Annotated in this window: 18 protein-coding genes; 13 read left to right on the forward strand and 5 right to left on the reverse strand. The window is 61.6% G+C overall.

Translation table 11 applies throughout. The features are described from left to right. Nucleotides 1-141 precede the first annotated feature (141 nt). A protein-coding gene (locus QA637_RS02600) for an IS630 family transposase (protein ID WP_153441515.1) occupies nucleotides 142-1,090 on the forward strand; the annotation gives its coding sequence in 2 pieces (ribosomal slippage) (nucleotides 142-477 and nucleotides 479-1,090; 948 coding nt in all). Nucleotides 1,091-1,119: 29 nt separating this feature from the next. Here the strand turns inward: QA637_RS02600 and QA637_RS02605 are convergent. Next, nucleotides 1,120-1,650 (reverse strand): invasion associated locus B family protein, encoded by a 531-nt coding sequence (locus tag QA637_RS02605; RefSeq protein ID WP_153442266.1) that lies wholly within the window; start codon nucleotides 1,648-1,650, stop codon nucleotides 1,120-1,122. Between the two features lie 351 nt (nucleotides 1,651-2,001). On the opposite strand from QA637_RS02605, the gene coxB reads away from it, so the two are divergent. The 11 genes from coxB to rnhA all read left to right on the forward strand — a co-directional run bounded on the left by coxB (nucleotide 2,002) and on the right by rnhA (nucleotide 11,262). After that, nucleotides 2,002-2,886, forward strand: a complete 885-nt coding sequence (gene coxB / locus QA637_RS02610; RefSeq protein ID WP_184108501.1) for a cytochrome c oxidase subunit II — start codon at nucleotides 2,002-2,004, stop codon at nucleotides 2,884-2,886. Between the two features lie 20 nt (nucleotides 2,887-2,906). Beyond that, nucleotides 2,907-4,595, forward strand: coding sequence for a cytochrome c oxidase subunit I (ctaD, locus tag QA637_RS02615; protein ID WP_153442222.1), 1,689 nt, complete (start codon nucleotides 2,907-2,909; stop codon nucleotides 4,593-4,595). A gap of 98 nt (nucleotides 4,596-4,693) precedes the next feature. Then, on the forward strand, nucleotides 4,694-5,650 hold the full coding sequence (locus QA637_RS02620; RefSeq protein WP_283063242.1) for a heme o synthase: 957 nt from the start codon (nucleotides 4,694-4,696) through the stop codon (nucleotides 5,648-5,650). Beyond that, complete coding sequence (locus QA637_RS02625) at nucleotides 5,650-5,790, forward strand: hypothetical protein (protein WP_153442220.1); 141 nt, start codon at nucleotides 5,650-5,652, stop codon at nucleotides 5,788-5,790. The genes QA637_RS02620 and QA637_RS02625 overlap by 1 nt, the downstream gene beginning before the upstream one ends. A gap of 11 nt (nucleotides 5,791-5,801) precedes the next feature. Next, entirely contained in the window at nucleotides 5,802-6,410 is a 609-nt protein-coding gene (locus QA637_RS02630; RefSeq protein ID WP_283063244.1) for a cytochrome c oxidase assembly protein, read from the forward strand. 64 nt (nucleotides 6,411-6,474) lie between these two features. Next, entirely contained in the window at nucleotides 6,475-7,353 is an 879-nt protein-coding gene (locus QA637_RS02635) for a cytochrome c oxidase subunit 3 (protein ID WP_153442218.1), read from the forward strand. A gap of 75 nt (nucleotides 7,354-7,428) precedes the next feature. After that, entirely contained in the window at nucleotides 7,429-7,812 is a 384-nt protein-coding gene (locus tag QA637_RS02640) for a DUF983 domain-containing protein (protein WP_283063247.1), read from the forward strand. Next, a complete protein-coding gene (locus QA637_RS02645) occupies nucleotides 7,805-8,581 on the forward strand; it encodes an SURF1 family protein (protein WP_283063249.1) in 777 nt (258 codons plus the stop codon). The genes QA637_RS02640 and QA637_RS02645 overlap by 8 nt, the downstream gene beginning before the upstream one ends. 163 nt (nucleotides 8,582-8,744) lie before the next feature. Next, nucleotides 8,745-9,755: a 4-hydroxy-3-methylbut-2-enyl diphosphate reductase gene (ispH, locus tag QA637_RS02650; RefSeq protein ID WP_153442216.1), complete on the forward strand. Its 1,011-nt coding sequence runs from the start codon at nucleotides 8,745-8,747 to the stop codon at nucleotides 9,753-9,755. Nucleotides 9,756-9,823: 68 nt separating this feature from the next. Beyond that, nucleotides 9,824-10,804, forward strand: coding sequence for a homoserine kinase (locus tag QA637_RS02655; protein ID WP_283063252.1), 981 nt, complete (start codon nucleotides 9,824-9,826; stop codon nucleotides 10,802-10,804). Beyond that, a complete protein-coding gene (rnhA, locus tag QA637_RS02660; RefSeq protein ID WP_153442214.1) occupies nucleotides 10,801-11,262 on the forward strand; it encodes a ribonuclease HI in 462 nt (153 codons plus the stop codon). The genes QA637_RS02655 and rnhA overlap by 4 nt, the downstream gene beginning before the upstream one ends. 166 nt (nucleotides 11,263-11,428) lie before the next feature. Here rnhA and QA637_RS02665 read toward each other — a convergent pair whose 3' ends face one another. Continuing rightward, nucleotides 11,429-11,914 carry a peroxiredoxin gene (locus QA637_RS02665; protein ID WP_184108503.1) on the reverse strand — a complete coding sequence of 162 codons (486 nt, stop codon included), beginning with the start codon at nucleotides 11,912-11,914 and terminating at the stop codon, nucleotides 11,429-11,431. A gap of 73 nt (nucleotides 11,915-11,987) precedes the next feature. Next, nucleotides 11,988-12,836 (reverse strand): protein-disulfide reductase DsbD domain-containing protein, encoded by an 849-nt coding sequence (locus QA637_RS02670; RefSeq protein WP_428843115.1) that lies wholly within the window; start codon nucleotides 12,834-12,836, stop codon nucleotides 11,988-11,990. A gap of 165 nt (nucleotides 12,837-13,001) precedes the next feature. On the opposite strand from QA637_RS02670, the gene QA637_RS02675 reads away from it, so the two are divergent. Next, nucleotides 13,002-13,607, forward strand: a complete 606-nt coding sequence (locus QA637_RS02675) for a YqgE/AlgH family protein (protein ID WP_153442211.1) — start codon at nucleotides 13,002-13,004, stop codon at nucleotides 13,605-13,607. Between the two features lie 23 nt (nucleotides 13,608-13,630). On the opposite strand, the gene QA637_RS02680 is transcribed toward QA637_RS02675, so the two are convergent. Next, on the reverse strand, nucleotides 13,631-16,543 hold the full coding sequence (locus QA637_RS02680) for a sensor domain-containing phosphodiesterase (RefSeq protein ID WP_153442210.1): 2,913 nt from the start codon (nucleotides 16,541-16,543) through the stop codon (nucleotides 13,631-13,633). Continuing rightward, the gene (locus tag QA637_RS02685; protein WP_283063256.1) at nucleotides 16,543-17,154 is read right to left on the reverse strand and encodes a GNAT family N-acetyltransferase; all 612 of its coding nucleotides are present in this window, start codon (nucleotides 17,152-17,154) and stop codon (nucleotides 16,543-16,545) included. The genes QA637_RS02680 and QA637_RS02685 overlap by 1 nt, the downstream gene beginning before the upstream one ends. Nucleotides 17,155-17,258 lie beyond the last annotated feature (104 nt).

Here is a 17,258-nt window from a genome sequence, read left to right on the forward strand (position 1 = left end):
CCGCAAGAAAAAGCCGCGCTCTGAGCGGCTTTTTGATATCAGCGCCTCTAGAGCGGTTCCGGTTTTGACTGAATCGGAGGGGATTCCGTTTTAGTCCGTTTTGTGATTCAAGATGCTGGCTGGAGCGGAGGCCAGCATCCGATGACGCGACCTCTTTCGAACGATCTTCGTGAACGTGTTGTTGGCGCCATTTCGGCGGGGGAAAGCTGCCGATCGGTGGCGGCTCGTTTCGGCATTGCCGTATCGTCGGCGGTGAAGTGGTCTCAGCGCTATCGTTCGAACGGGTCCGTGGCGCCCGGCAAGATGGGCGGCCACCGCAAGCATGTGCTGGAGCCGCACCGTGCGTTCATCGCGGAGCGGATCAACCAGACGCCGCATTTGTCGCTGCACAGGCTGAAGGAAGAGCTGGCGGCGCGTGGGGTGAAGGTGTCGCACGATACGGTCTGGCGGTTCCTGCGCCGCGAGGGGTTGCGGTTTAAAAAAAACGCTGTTCGCCCTTGAGCAGGCCCGTGCCGATATTGCCCGCCGGCGGCAACGCTGGCGCTCCTGGCAGTCCGGTCTCGATCCGAGACGGCTGGTGTTCATTGACGAAACCTGGATCAAGACCAACATGGCGCCGCTCTATGGCTGGGGGCCACGAGGCAAGCGCCTGCGCGGCTTTGCCCCGCACGGCCACTGGCGCACGCTGACCTTTGTCGGCGCTTTGCGCCACGACCGGCTGGCAGCGCCTTGCGTCTTCGACGGACCGATCAACGGTCGGTGTTTCCGCGCCTATGTCGAACAACAGCTCGTGCCCGTGCTCGAACCCGGCGACATCGTCATCATGGACAATCTCGGCTCGCACAAGTCGGCGGCCATCCGGCAGATGATCCGAGCCGCCGGCGCGCGGCTCTGGTATCTCCCGCCATACTCGCCCGATCTCAATCCGATCGAGCAGGCCTTCGCCAAAATCAAACACTGGATGCGGGCGGCTCAGAAGCGAACCGTCGAGGAGACATGGAAATACCTCGGCAGCCTTGTCCCCTCACTCCAGCCCGACGAATGCAGCAACTACTTCGCCAACGCCGGATATGCTTCTGTCAAAACCTGAAACGCTCTAATGCAGCATCACTTCCCAAATCAGGGGAGGGCGTCGTAGCCCTCGCCGAAACCCTTGAGGTCGACCGGGATGCCGATACCTTCTTCCGGCGACTGGAAGACGATGAAGGTCGCGGTCGCCCCAGCGCGGAACGTCTTCAGGAGCTCGTCTTCGAGCACCACTTCAGCATAGCATCCGTCAGAGAAGCAGCGCACGAAATAGGCGCGACCAATATCTTTGCCGTCGACATTGAGACCAAGGCCGTTCGGCAGGAGCACGCCGAGCGGCGCCAGAACGCGAAGGATCTTTGCCTTGCGATCGGCGGTCTTCAGAACGACGACCGAAAGCCCGACTTCCGGCCTGTCCTCGGCGATGACGTTCTGCATCAGCGCGCATTGCTCAGCCGACGCACCCGCCGGCTGATCGCAGACGATCGACCAGGCACCGTGGTTTGACTTCACCGTTCCGGGCGTGCCGCCGGATTGCTGGGCCATGCTTGCGGTGGGGAAGGCGAGGGTGGCAATTCCGAGCGCGGCCAGAACCGGCAGCCGGGAGAAGAGGGACAGGCCCATGTAAACCTCAAAACGTCGAATCATCAGGGCTATTCTTGATGCGCGCGAAGATAAATGAAAAGCCCTGCGGGCTACATTCCAGCGCCATATGGCGGAAATTGGGCCCCTCGGGAAGCTCTGGAATGCAAATCCGAGACTGTCCGTCGCCCGGGCCGCGACAGGCCTAACCCAATTCGCGGACCGGGGCGAGGGTCGCCTGTGCGAAAAGCGGCCTTTGTGCAAAAATGCCGCACGGCGTCGATTGGACAGATGTTGCGGCGCTGGTCAAACTGTGGTTTGAAGCGCTGCAGTATCGCAGGGATTCTGCGATTTCGGTTTGATCCTGATCAAAGCGCATTGGGGAGACACATTGTGAAAAACAAGGCTTATGCAGTTCTGGCAGCGCTTGCCTGTCTGCTTTTTGCTTCGAGCGCCTTTGCTGACAAGCCTGTCGAATGGCAGACGCGTCTTCAATCGGCCGCTACGGGCATCATGGAAGAAATCACGTGGTTTGAACAATATACCCTGTGGTTCATCATTCCGATCACACTCCTGGTTCTCCTCCTGCTGATTGTCATCGTGGTCAGGTTCCGCGAGGGTGCCAACCCGATTCCGTCCAGGACCAGCCACAACACTCTGATCGAAGTCATCTGGACCGTCGGTCCGGTTATCGTTCTGCTTTTCCTTGCCATCCCGTCGTTCCAGCTTCTGACGGCGCAGCTGACGCCGCCGCAGAACCCTGACCTGACCGTCAAGGCGACTGGCAACCAGTGGTATTGGTCCTACGAGTATGAGGTTGGGGAAAACCCGCTTTCGTTCGACAGCCTGCTGATGAAGGAAGAGGATCGCGCAAGCCTCGGCAAGGAAGACAAGACCCAGTATCCGCGTCTTCTCGCCGTCGACAACGAAGTGGTCGTGCCCGTCGGCAAGACCGTGCGCATGCTCGTGACGGCTGCGGACGTTATCCATGCCTTCGCCATGCCGGCTTTCGGTGTAAAGATCGACGCCGTCCCGGGCCGCCTCAACGAAACCTGGTTCAAGGCGGACCGTGAAGGGCTCTATTATGGCCAGTGTTCCGAGCTCTGCGGCAAGGATCACGCCTTTATGCCGATCGCCATTCGCGTAGTCGCGCAGGATAAATACGACGCCTGGCTCGCTGCCGCCGCAACCAATATCGGCGAAGCGAACAAGGCGCTCATGGCGTCCATCGACGGCGCGGCCAAGGCCGTTGACGTCGCTGCCAACGCCGCAAAGTAATCGGAAGGGGAGCTTGACCCATGGCTGGAACAGCCGTTCATCACGATCACCGGCATGATCATTCCGATCATGCCCATGCGGACCATGCGCACAAGCCGTTGAGCTTCTTCCAGCGCTGGTTCCTGTCGACCAACCACAAGGACATCGGTACGCTCTACCTGCTGTTCGCGATCTGCGCGGGCCTCATCGGCGGCACCCTGTCTGTCTTCATGCGCGCCGAGCTGCAGGAGCCGGGCATCCAGATCTTCCATGGTCTGGCCCAGATGGTCTACGGCTTCGAGGGCGATGCTGCCATCGACGGCGGCAAGCACATGTTCAACGTGTTCACGACCGCGCACGCCCTGATCATGATCTTCTTCATGGTCATGCCGGCGCTCATCGGCGGTTTTGCCAACTGGATGGTGCCGATCATGATCGGCGCACCGGACATGGCTTTCCCGCGCATGAACAACATCTCTTTCTGGCTGCTCGTGCCGGCGTTCCTGCTCGTCTTCCTTTCGATGTTTGTCGAGGGTCCGGCGGGTGCCTATGGTGCTGGCGGCGGCTGGACGATCTATCCGCCGTTCTCGACCGCCGGCATGCCCGGGCCGGCGATGGACCTCGCGATTCTTGGCCTTCATATCGCCGGCGCGTCGTCGATCCTCGGTGCGATCAACTTCATCACGACGATCCTCAACATGCGCGCTCCGGGCATGACGCTGCACAAGATGCCGCTCTTTGCCTGGTCGGTGCTGATCACCGCCTTCCTGCTCCTGCTCTCGCTGCCGGTGCTCGCAGGCGGCATCACCATGCTGCTCACCGACCGCAACTTCGGCACGGCCTTCTTCGCGCCGGAAGGCGGCGGTGATCCGATCCTGTTCCAGCACCTGTTCTGGTTCTTCGGTCATCCGGAAGTGTACATCCTTATTCTGCCGGGCTTCGGCATCATCAGCCACATCGTCTCGACCTTCTCGCGCAAGCCGATCTTCGGTTATCTCGGCATGGCCTACGCCATGGTCGCGATCGGCGCGGTCGGCTTCATCGTGTGGGCGCACCACATGTACACGGTCGGCATGTCGCTCGACACGCAGCGTTACTTCGTCTTCGCGACGATGGTCATTGCGGTTCCGACCGGCGTGAAGATCTTCTCCTGGATCGCGACGATGTGGGGCGGCTCGATCCGCTTCACGACCCCGATGGTCTGGGCGATCGGCTTCATCTTCCTCTTCACGGTCGGCGGCGTTACGGGCGTTCAGCTCGCCAATGCCGGTCTCGATCGCGCGCTGCACGACACCTACTACGTGGTTGCGCACTTCCACTACGTGCTGTCGCTCGGCGCCGTCTTCGCGATCTTCGCTGCCTGGTACTACTGGTTCCCGAAGATGACCGGCTACATGTACTCGGAATTCATCGGCAAGCTGCATTTCTGGGTCATGTTCATCGGCGTGAACCTGATCTTCTTCCCGCAGCACTTCCTCGGCCTCGCTGGCATGCCGCGCCGCTACATCGACTATCCGGATGCCTATGCCGGCTGGAACATGGTGTCGTCCTACGGCTCCTACATCGCCGCAGTCGGCGTGCTCATCTTCCTCTTCGGCGTCGCTGAAGCCTTTGCGCGCAAGCGCGTTGCCGGCGACAACCCGTGGGGTGAGGGTGCGAACACGCTCGAATGGCAGCTCTCGTCGCCGCCGCCGTTCCACCAGTGGGAACAGCTCCCGCGGATCAAGTGACGGGGAACGAACAGAAGCCGCCGGTTCCGGCGACTTCACCCCGCCGGCCTGCCGGCAGAATGCGGCTGCCATGGCCGCAGCAATTTCAAGGACCAGACATGACGCTCATCGACAATCACGAAGCAGTCGGCATGGAAGGCGCACCGCGCCTGTCCGAGGCCTCTGCGCGCGATTATTTCGAGCTCTTGAAGCCGCGCGTCATGTCGCTTGTCGTCTTTACCGCCTTTGCCGGGCTCGTCCTTGCGCCAGGACAAATCAATCCGTTTATCGGCTTCATCGCCATCCTGTGCATCGCCGTCGGTGCCGGAGCCTCCGGCGCGCTGAACATGTGGTACGACGCCGATATCGATGCGGTGATGAGCCGTACCGCCAAGCGTCCGATTCCCGCTGGCAAGATCCTGCCTGAGGAGGCGCTCGCCTTCGGCCTGACGCTGTCAGCCTTTTCCGTGATCATCCTCGGGCTCGCCGTCAATTGGCTCGCAGCCGGGTTGCTCGCCTTCACGATTTTCTTCTACGCCGTGATCTACACCATGTGGCTGAAGCGCTCGACGCCGCAGAACATCGTTATCGGCGGTGCTGCAGGGGCCTTCCCGCCGATGATCGGCTGGGCCTGTGTGACCGGCGGTGTGTCGATCGAAAGTATCGTGCTCTTTCTCATCACCTTCCTCTGGACGCCGGCCCATTTCTGGGCGCTCGCCCTGTTCAAGATGCGGGACTATGGTGCCGTCGGCGTGCCGATGATGCCCAATGTCTGCGGCGAGGCGACGACGAAGAAGCAGATCGTCATCTACGCCATCCTGACCGCTCTCATCGGCATCTGTCCCACCTTGCTCGGCTTCGCGAGCCTCGGCTATGGGGCGTTCGCGACCGTCATGGGCCTGGGCTTCGTCTGGTATTCGATCGGTGTCCTGCGCATGCCGGAGGGAGACGAGAAAATGGTTCCGGCCAAGAAACTCTTCGCCTTTTCGATTGCCTATCTTTTCGCGATCTTCTCGGCCCTGGTGGTCGACTACGTGATCGCGCAGATCTGGCTCAACGCCGGAGGTATCGCCTGATGGAAACCGTTAAACTCAGCGAGGCGCAGCGTAAGTCACGGCGCAGCCGCAACATCGCTCTTGGTCTCGTACTCGCCGGCCTTGTGGCACTTTTCTACGTCGTCACGCTGATTAAATTCGGCAACGGCATGGTCCATTGAGAATGCCGCGCATGACCAACACTCCGCAATCGCAATCGAGCCGGAAAGAGCGCGCAAATGGCGTGATCGTCGGCGCGTGCATTGCCTTCGTGGTAGGCATGGTGGGCATGGCCTATGCCGCCGTGCCGCTCTACGACATGTTCTGCCGGGTGACGGGCTATAACGGCACGACGCAGCGGGTCGAGCAGGCCTCGGACGTCATCCTCGACGAGAAGGTCAAGGTTACCTTCGACGCCAATACGTCGGGCCTGCCGTGGGAATTCAAGCCTGTGCAGCGCGACATCGACGTCAGGATCGGGGAGACGGTACAGGTCAGCTACCGGGCGAAGAACCTGTCATCGAAACCGACGACCGGCCAGGCAACCTTCAACGTAACGCCAATGGCAGCAGGCGCCTATTTCAATAAGGTGCAATGCTTCTGCTTCACGGAAACGACCCTTCAGCCGGGCGAAGAGCTGGAGATGCCGGTCGTCTTCTTCGTCGATCCGGAGATCGTCAAGGCGGTCGAGACCAAGGGTATCAAGACACTTACGCTGTCCTACACCTTCTACCCGCGCGAGCCGTCCAAGCCGCTCGCCGAAGTGAAGGCTAAGGCAGGGGAAGCTCAGAACAAACTTTGACACAGGGCCCGTTTCGGCTATGTCGGGCGGGCGACACGAGAAAGACCTATCGGGGATTACTGACATGGCCGATGCGCATCAGAAGAATCACGACTACCACATCATAGACCCGAGCCCATGGCCGCTGCTCGCCTCCATCGGCGCCTTCGTCATGGCTTTGGGCGGCGTTGGCTTCATGCGCTTTGTCGCCGGTGGTTCGTTCAAGCTGTTCGGTGCAGAGCTTGCCACCCCCTGGGTTTTCTTCATCGGCCTGGCGGTCGTACTCTACACCATGTTCGGTTGGTGGTCGGACACGATCAAGGAAGCGCATGAGGGGCATCACACCCGCGTCGTGTCGCTGCACCTGCGCTACGGCATGATCATGTTCATCGCCTCGGAGGTGATGTTCTTCGTGGCCTGGTTCTGGGCCTTCTTCGACGCGAGCCTCTTTCCAGGCGAAGCGATCCAAGCCGCGCGCGCGACCTACACTGGCGGCGTCTGGCCGCCGAAGGGCATCGAGGTCCTCGATCCCTGGCACCTGCCGCTCTACAACACCGTCATCCTGCTGCTGTCCGGCACGACCGTTACCTGGGCGCACCATGCCCTGCTGCACAATGACCGCAAGGGTCTGGTTTCCGGCCTGACGCTGACGGTCCTGCTCGGCGTCCTGTTCTCGAGCGTACAGGCCTACGAATATGCGCACGCGCCGTTCGCCTTCAGGGACTCGATCTATGGTGCAACCTTCTTCATGGCGACGGGCTTCCACGGTTTCCACGTTCTGATCGGCACGATCTTCCTGCTGGTCTGCCTGTTGCGCGCAATTCGTGGTGACTTCACGCCGAAGCACCATTTCGGCCTCGAGGCGGCTGCCTGGTACTGGCACTTCGTTGACGTGGTCTGGCTGTTCCTCTTCTTCTCCATCTACATCTGGGGCAGCTGGGGTGCGCCGGTCGCCCACGGCTAAGAGGCCGGCGACGGTGTACTGAATTCGGGGCGGCCTGCGGAAACGCGGCCGCCCCTCGCATTTGGAGGTTGAGCAATGACTGACGACAAGGGGCTCTATCCGCCAGTCGACCCGATCTTGACCGGCATCAGGGGGCACTGCCCGCGTTGCGGCCAGGGTCAACTCTTCGAGGGGTTTCTGAAGCTGCGCCCGGCTTGCAGCAATTGCGAACTCGACTGTCGCTTCGCCGATTCCGGCGACGGACCTGTTGTCTTCGTCATTCTGATCGTCGGCTTCATCGTCGTCGGCGCGGCGCTGTGGATGGAGGTCAACGTCAATCCGCCGCTGTGGCTGCACTTCCTGCTCTGGATACCGCTCGCGACGATCCTTAGCCTCGCTCTGACGCGGATGCTGAAGGGCGTGCTGATCAATCTGCAATACCGCAACAGCGCGCGTCCGGGTGAGATCGATCGTGGTTGAAGAGCGCAAGCCGGCGGGGCGTGGCCGCCTCGGCAGGATTGCCGGCCTCATCCTGGTCGTTGCGGCTTTTGGCGTGCTCGTGTCGCTCGGCACTTGGCAGGTGCAGCGGCTTCAGTGGAAGGAAGGGCTGCTGGCTGCAATCGCAGAGCGGCGCACGGCGCCCCCGGTCTCGCTCAAGGAGATCGAGGCGATGGCTGCCGCGGGCGACGACATCGATTACCGCACCGTTAGCGTGTCGGGCACCTACGATCACGGCAAGGAGCGCCATTTCTTCGCCACCCACGAAGGCCGCACCGGCTACTATGTCTTCACCCCGCTGATGCTCGATGATGGCCGCGCCCTTTTCGTCAACCGCGGCTTCGTGCCGTTCGAGAAGAAGGATGAATCGACTCGTCCCGAAGGGCAGGTTGCCGGAACGGTAACGGTGAACGGCCTTGCCCGTCCGAGACTTTCGGAAAAGCCTTCCTCTCTCGTTCCCGATAACGACATCGCCAAGAACATCTTCTACTGGAAGGACCTCGATGCGATGGCTGGCGCGGCCAGCCTTCCGGCCGATCGGGTGGTTTCTTTCTTCGTGGACGCCGATGCCACCGCGAACCCCGGCGGACTGCCGATCGGCGGCGTCACGCAATTCGACCTCCCGAACAACCATCTGCAATATGCTCTTACGTGGTACGGTCTTGCGGCGGCGCTGGTGGTGGTGAGTGGCGTCTACTTCTATCGCCGCAGGCGGCAGCCCGACCAGGAAAATCCGGCCTCGGAGGTCTGATCCGGAGATGAGGCGCATGCGATCCGGTCAGGCGATCCCCGACACCGCATTTGCCCGGTTGAGGTGTTCTTTCTTGTGTGCGTTGCCGTTGCCGCTATATATGGCGCATGGCCGGGGTAGCCCGGCTATGTTCGCCCCTGTTTGTTCTACCGTTTTGTGACTCATGGCCTCATCCGCGGCAGCAAAATCTCCGGTTACCATTCGCCTCTGCGGCCCGCGCGGCTTCTGCGCCGGCGTCGATCGGGCGATCCAGATCGTCGTTCTGGCGTTGAAAGAGTTTGGCGCCCCGGTCTACGTTCGCCATGAAATCGTGCACAACCGCTATGTTGTCGAGGGCCTCGAAGCCAAGGGCGCGATCTTCGTCGAGGAATTGGACGAGATCCCGCCGGAGCATCGTAAGCAGCCGGTGGTCTTTTCGGCCCATGGCGTGCCGAAGTCCGTGCCGGCGGACGCGGACGCGCGCAATCTCTTCTATCTCGATGCGACCTGCCCGCTTGTGTCGAAAGTGCACAAGCAGGCGATGCGCCATCATCGGCTGGGACGCCATGTCGTGCTCATCGGCCATGCCGGGCACCCGGAGGTCATCGGCACGATGGGGCAACTGCCCGAAGGCGCCGTGTCGCTTGTCGAAACCGTCGAAGACGCGGACGTCTACGTCCCGCCGGACCCCGACAATCTCGGATTCGTGACCCAGACGACGCTGTCGGTCGACGACACCGCCGGCGTCATCAAGAGGCTGCACGAGCGCTTCCCGAATCTGACGGCGCCGGCGGCCGATTCGATCTGCTACGCGACCACGAACCGCCAGGAAGCGGTAAAGCAGGCGGCGCCCGGCTGCGACCTGTTCCTGATCGTCGGCGCGCCGAATTCATCCAATTCCAAGCGCCTCGTCGAAGTGGCGCTGAGAGCCGGCGCAAAGAAATCGGTTCTGGTCCAGCGCGCGTCGGAAATCGACTGGGACGCGATCGGGGACATCTCTACGGTCGGCCTGTCGGCCGGCGCATCTGCGCCGGAAGTCATCGTCAACGAAATCATCGAGGCGTTCCGCGAACGTTACGATGCGGCGGTGGAGCTTGCCGATACGGTCGAGGAAAATGAGAACTTCCTTGTCAACCGGGAGCTCCGCCACGTCGAATTGACCGCTGCCGACATGGCCTTCGTCAACGGCGAATAATCAAGGTGCGGTCTTCCGCCCCCGGCCTGCTCCGACTACTCGACTTGCATTTCTGAAAGTGGCGAACCTTGGCAGTTTATACCGACATTACGGAAGACGATCTGATCCGTTTTCTGGCAGCTTATGACGTGGGTGCCCTGACCTCCTACAAGGGCATTGCGGAAGGGGTCGAAAATTCGAACTTCCTTCTCCACACGACCAAAGGCTCCTACATCCTCACGCTTTACGAAAAGCGTGTAAACGCGGACGATCTGCCGTTCTTCCTTGGCCTGATGCACCATCTGGCCGAACGGGGGCTGTCGTGCCCGCTGCCGCTGCCGCGCGCGGACGGCAAGCTTCTCGGAGAACTGTCCGGCCGTCCGGCCGCCGTGATCTCCTTCCTCGAAGGCATGTGGCTGAGAAAGCCCGAGGCGCAGCATTGCCGCGAGGTCGGTTGCGCACTCGCGGCCATGCATGTCGCCGGCCAGGACTTTCCCTTGAAGCGCGCCAACGCGCTCTCGGTTTCCGGCTGGCGTCCGCTCTGGCAGAACTCGGAGGCCCGCGCCGATGAGGTGCAGGCCGGCTTGAAGGATGAGATCGCGGCGGAGCTGAGCTATCTGGAGGCACGTTGGCCGAAGAACCTGCCCGAAGGTGTCATTCACGCGGATCTCTTCCCCGACAACGTCTTCTTCCTTGGCGATCGCCTGTCGGGGCTCATCGATTTCTATTTCGCCTGCAACGATTTCCTCGCCTATGATATCGCGGTCTGCCTGAATTCCTGGTGCTTCGAGAAGAACGGCTCCTACAACATCACCAAAGGCATGGCGCTGCTGTCGGGTTACCAGAGTGTGCGAAGGCTGACGGCGGAAGAAGTGGCGGCCCTGCCGTTGCTTGCACGGGGCTCGGCCCTGCGCTTCTTCCTAACCCGGCTCTATGACTGGCTGATGACGCCGCCCGGCGCGCTCGTCGTGAAGAAAGATCCGCTCGAATACCTGACGAAGATCCGCTTTCATCGCGCTATCCTGTCGAGCGCCGAATACGGTCTCACACGTCAAGAGGCATCGGCATGAAGCACGTCGACATCTTTACGGATGGCGCCTGTTCGGGAAATCCCGGCCCAGGGGGCTGGGGCGCAGTGCTACGCTATGGCGATGTCGAGAAGGAAATGTCCGGTGGAGAGGCGGAGACCACCAACAACCGCATGGAACTGCTTGCCGCGATTTCGGCTTTGAATGCGCTGAAACAGCCTTGCGAGGTCGATCTTCATACCGACAGCAAATACGTCATGGACGGCATCTCAAAGTGGATTCACGGCTGGAAGCGCAACGGCTGGAGGACCGGAGACAAGAAGCCGGTGAAGAACGGCGAGCTTTGGCAGGCGCTCGATGAGGCGAGGGGGCGCCACAACGTGACCTGGCACTGGGTCAAGGGCCATGCCGGCCACCCCGAGAACGAGCGTGCCGACGAACTCGCGCGCAAGGGTATGGAACCATTCAAGAAATCGCGCCGCGCCGATGCGGTGAAATGAAACAGGCCCGCGCGGCCCGTATCAGCCCCTTATCCGCCTGCCGGCACCTTCTCCCCGCAAGCGGGGCGAAGGAGATCAGCGGCGCCCTCTCAAGTTCCCTCGCCCCGCATGCGGGGAGAGGGTGAGGGGGCAATTCCGCTCCAATTCTTGCGAGCGCGGTGTCAGATCAAAGCTGTTCCAGCATGGCGGCGGCGCCCGAAACAGTCGCCTGGCCGGGGCTCTCCTCGACGTTCAGCGTCTTCACCACCCCGTCTTCGACCAGCATCGAGTAGCGCTTGGAGCGGATGCCCAGCGTGCCGGCAGAAAGATCGATATCCATGCCGAGCGCCTTCGTGAATGCGGCGTTCCAGTCCGAGAGGAAATGGATCTTGCCCATGCCGCCGGACGCGGTTGCCCAGGCGCCCATGACGTGCAGGTCGTTGACTGCGACCACGGCAATCTCGTCGACGCCGCGGGCAAGGATCGCGTCTCGATTTTCGAGATAGCCGGGAAGGTGGTTGAGCGAGCAGGTCGGCGTGAAGGCACCCGGGACGGCAAAAAGAACGACACGCTTGCCCTTGAAGAGCTGGTCCGTCGTCACCTCAACCGGGCCGTCGGCAGTCTTTTCCTTGAAGGTTGTGGTGGGCAGCTTGTCTCCGACGGAAATAGTCACGGTTCTCTCCCTGATATGAGCGAAGTTCGGTGCGGTGGGAGCGACCGAACGCGTCAGGGACTATAGGTCGCCATCACTCAAAGGCAAGGGTCGTTTCCATGCTGCGGCTGCCGGCGCGCACAGTCAGCGCGATCGGCTTTCCCTTGATGTCCTTGTCCTTGCCGGAGAACTTCACCGGAATGTCCGCCGTGCGCTGAATGCCCGTTTCCACCCCGAACGCCGGCTTGCCGAAGCTGATACCGGAGGGGCCGGCGAGAAAGAGCTCCGGCTGGTCTGCCTTTGCTTCTGGCGGCAATTGAAGCCGGACCCGGATCGCTCCTGCAGCCGCATCGAAGTTTGCTGTCGCGACATTGAATTCGCTCGACGGGGCTTGCGGCAGCGCCGCTACGGCATCGGCGATGCGTGCCCCGTCGAGGGGATTGTCGAACTCGCCCTGCTTCAGGATAAGGTTCAGTTCGCCCTGGACCGGAATGCAGATCTCCTCGCAGATGCCCAGAAAGACCGACGCCCGGATGGCGAGATCGCCGTCGCCACGCGTCCTTTTCAGCACCAGTGGAAAAGCGACGGGCGTGTCGTAGCCGACATAGCGGCCCGCCCCCTCGCCGAATGTCTTCGGTGCGGGGAAATTGATAGCCTGGAGGACAACGCCGGAGGAGGGGTCGATCGTAATCTGTGGGGGGATTCCACTTGCGCCCGGATCTCGCCAGTAGGTCTTCCAGCCGGGCTTTAGCTTGACCTCGAGAATAGCCGGTATGGTGCCGTCCCCTTCGGGCTGCGCGGCGACGAGACGGATCGTGCCGCCGGCCGACGTCACCCAGTCGCTGGCGGCCGCATATGTTTTGGCTGGAAGAAAAAATAAAAGCAGAAGACTTGCCGCAGCGAGGCGTTGGGCCATCTTCTCTAATGGAGGGCGCTTGGTCATGGGCTAAGCATTACCGTTCTTCGCCCCGTACCGCCAGTCGACCCTGACTATGCCGGCGATCATAATCGCTTGATTGGCACGCGTGAGCGGCGCGCGTGCAAATTTTCGCAGCCGCCACGTAGAGGCGCTTTTCATTTCGCGACGAATTGGTAGGCTATACCCATTATGGCGACAACGGTGCTGCACAAGACACGCGAACGTGGTTTCCTTGACGGTCAATTCCTGATCGCCATGCCGAGCATGTTCGACGCCAATTTTGCCCGCACGGTCATTTTCGTCTGCGCCCATTCCGAGGATGGGGCGATGGGCTTCGTTCTTAATCGGCCCCAGCGGCTGACCTTCCCGGATGTCCTCTTGCATCTGCAGCTCCTTGACGAGGAGGAGGCGATCCGCCTCCCTCCGACGGCCAGGGACTTTCAGATACAGGCAGGCGGTCCGGTCGAGACCGGCCGCGGCTTCGTGCTGCATTCAGACGATTATCTGAGCGACTCCAGCATTCCTGTCAGCGATGACATCTGCCTGACGGCGACGCTCGATATCGTCAGAGCCATTTCGCGCGGCGAGGGGCCGCTCAAGGCGACGATGCTGCTCGGCTATGCTGGATGGGGTCCCGGCCAGCTCGAGGCTGAGATCGCCCAAAACGGCTGGCTGACGTGCCCCGCACGCGAAGAGCTCATCTTCGACCGCGCCTTGGACGAGAAATATGACCGAGCGCTTGAGCTGATGGGCGTCAGTTCAGCCATGCTTTCCACAGACGCCGGCCACGCCTGACCTTCGGCCCGCTTCGTCGCGGGCTACGCCCTCTTCATCAAGGGAAATCGTTCCTTCAGCAGGCGAAGAATCGACTCCGATCCGACCGGCGGACCAAAGAGGAAACTCTGGCCGTAATCGCAACCCATCTGCGCGAGTTGGATCGCGTCTTCTTCGGATTCGATGCCTTCGGCCACCACCTGCATGTCGAGTTCGCGGGCCATCGTGATCACGGAACGCAAGAGGATGCCGCGCTTGTCGCTCGGGTCGCGAACGAGCGCCTTGTCGATCTTGATCGTGTCGAAGGGAAAACGCGTCAGGTAGGAGAGCGACGAGTGGCCGGTGCCGAAATCGTCGAGCGCCAGCCGCAGGCCTGCCTCCTTGAGTTTTTCGAGGACGAGCCGCGCCTGTTCCGGGTTTTCCATCACCAGCGATTCCGTCAGCTCCATCTTGACCTTTGCGGGATCGCAGCGGTTCTTGTTGAGAACGGCGCGGATGTCGTCATAGAGCTCGTTGTTCAGAAGCTGTGCGCTCGAAAGATTGATCGCAACGAAAATCGGCAGGTCGCCCGTCTGTATCTGCCAATCGGTAAGATCGTTGGTCGCCTTTTCGAAGGCGAACATGCCAAGCTGATTGATGAGATCGGAATTCTCGGCGATCGGGATAAACTCCGTCGGCGAGACATTGCCACGCTTCGGATGATCCCAGCGCATCAGCGCCTCGAAGCCGGCGATTTCAGCATCGTTGAGCCGAACGATCGGCTGGTAGACCAGCGAAAGTTCCTTGCGCTCGATCGCCCGCTTGAGGTCCGCCTCGAGCTGCAGGCGGTCCGATCCCGATGTTCTGAAGGCCGGACGGAACGGTTCGACGCGGTTGCCGCCCGCCTTCTTGGCGCGGAACATCGCCAGCTCCGCGTCGTCCAGAAGCCCGGCTGCGCTCTGCTCCTGGTCGAGCCAGGAAACCAGGCCGATCGAGGCGGTGAGATTGATCTCGCGATTGCCGTAGTTGAGCGGGACCATGATCGCCTTGCTGACCGCATCGGCAAAGTCGGCGATTTTCGCCGGATCGCGCTCAGAGAGAAGGATGAGGCCGAACTGGTCGCCGCCGAGGCGTGCCAGAGTGTCCTGCGGGCGCAATAGACGGCGCAGACGGCGCGTCAACGCGATGAGAATGTTGTCGCCAGCCGCGATGCCGAGCAAATCGTTGACCTGCTTGTAGCGATCGATGTCGATCGCAAGAACGGTCGGCCGCACTGTGCTGGATCCGTCTGCCATCAGCAGGATTGCCTGCAAGCGGTCGAGAAACACCTGCCTGTTCGGAAGGCCGGTCAGATTGTCGTGGAGCGCGTTGTGCAGCAGCCGCTCGATCGAATTGCGCTGTTCAGTGATGTCGACGATGGTCCCGACGCAGCGGATGATCTCGCCGTTTGCGCCGAGCACGGGGCGCGCGCGGATCGACAGCCAATGATAGTGGCCATCTTCGGCACGCACGCGGAACTCATGGTTCAGCCGGCCGCGCCTATGCTCCAGCAGCACGTCGAGTGTCGCGCGGAACCGGTCGCGGTCGTCCGGGTGGAGGCGCGGCACCCAGTTCCGGACGGGGCCGTTCATGGTTCCGAGCGACAGACCGAGCTGGTGCGAGATGTCGGGGATGGTCACGACGCGGTCGCGCGCGACGTCCCAATCCCACACGGTGTCGCCCGATCCGGTAAGCGCGAGCGACTGCCGCTCCAGATCGGAGAAAAGACCCTGCTGATAGGCGCCGCCCGCAAAGGCATGCTGCATCACGGTGAAGCCGATCAAGAGCACGATCAGCACGAGGCCGCCGCCGAGCGCCGGCTGGACGATATCGTTGGCGAGCTGGCCGGTGACCGCGAGCCATGCACCGAAAAGCCAGACAAGGATCAATAGCCAGGCCGGAACCAGAAGGATCGCGCGGTCGTAGCGGTTGAAGCCGAGATAAGCGATCAGCACGATGCCGACGCTTGCCGTCAGCGCGAAGGAGAGGCGGGCAATGCCCGAGGCGATCGCAGGGTCATAGACGGCGACGCCGAAGAGTAGTGCCAGTCCGAGAATCCAGGCGAGCGTTGCATAGCCGAGATGCTGATGCCAGCGATTGAGGTTGAGGTAGGTGAACAGGAAAACGACCAGTCCCGCCGCCAGGAAGACTTCGGTGCCCGCTCGCCATATTCGCTCATCGCCGGCGGTAACGCTGATCAGTTTCGACAGGAAACCGAAATCGACGCAGATATAGGCAAGCACTGCCCAGGCAAGCGCCGCCGTCGCCGGAAGCATCGAGGTTCCCTTGACGACGAAGAGGATGGTGAGGAACACCGCCAGGAGACCGGCGATCCCGAGCACGATGCCACGGTAGAGCGTGAACGCGTTGACCGTGTCCTTGTAGGCATCGGGCTGCCAAAGATAGATTTGCGGCAGATCGGGGGTGGCAAGCTCGGCGACGAAGGTGATGACGGCGCCCGGATTGAGGGTGATGCGGAAGACGTCGGCCTCATCGCTCGGCTGCCGGTCGAGGGCAAAGCCTTCGCTCGGCGTGATAGAGAGGATGCGCTGCGACCCGAGATCCGGCCAGAACAGCTTTGAATTCACCAGCCGGAAATGCGGCGCGACGATCACGCGCTCGAGCTGCTCCTCGGAGACATTTGCGAGCGCGAAAACCGCCCAGTCGCCCTGGTGATTTTCGGTGCTCGATCGCACCTCGATGCGGCGCACGATGCCGTCGGTGCCGGGCGCGGTCGAAACCTGGAACGCCTCGCCCCTTCCACTGTAGATCTCGGTCGTCGCCGTCAGGTCGAGTGCCGTATCTTCGCGAGAGATCTTCACCGGTTCGAGCGCATGCGCAACGCCGCCGGCAAGGCCAATGGCGAAGACGGCGAATGCGACCAGAAACGCCGCCAGCTTTGCGGCTGGTCGCGCGAACGGCTTAGAGGTCAGGGGCATCAAAGGGGCATATTCCTGTTCGGTACGGCGTCTGCGGGCAGGAGGGAAAACATCAGATGGTCCCGCCACTGCCCGTTTATCTTCAAGTACTGTCTCAAATAGCCTTCACGCTCAAAGCCGGCCTTTTCAAGGAGCCGGATGCTCCGAGCATTCTCTGGAATACAGGCTGCTTCAATACGGTGCAACTCAAGGACCGAAAAGATGTAGGGGATCGTCAGCTTGAGGGCCTCGTACATGTGACCCTGGCCCGCAAACTTCTGCCCCATCCAATAGCCGATCATGCAGTTCTGGGCGGCGCCGCGCCGGATATGTCCGATGGTGAGGCCGCCGAGGAGCGTTTCGTCGGGCTTGTGGAAAAGGAACAGGGGAACGGCCTGGCCGGAGGCATATTCCTGCTCGTTGCGGATGACGCGGCCGCGAAACGCGCTCTCGGTCATTTCGTCGGCACGCCAGCTGGGCTCCCACGGCTCCAGAAAGGCGCGGCTCTCGCTGCGCAGCTGATACCATTGGCGATAGTCGGCGTATCGGGGAAGGCGGAGCAGATAGTTCCGGTTGGCGATCTCGATCGACTCGGGCTGCCGCGACAGAAACCGAAAAACCGATCGTGCCATATGTCCCTCCAGACCAGGATCGCGGCGGGGCGGGCAAAAGCCGTCTGGATTTTCCTCGTCCGTCCCAGCCAGTTACGCGCGACGGGACGTATGCCTCCCGTCAA

The sequence above is a fragment of the Sinorhizobium terangae genome (assembly GCF_029714365.1).
GTDB classification, from domain to species: domain Bacteria; phylum Pseudomonadota; class Alphaproteobacteria; order Rhizobiales; family Rhizobiaceae; genus Sinorhizobium; species Sinorhizobium terangae.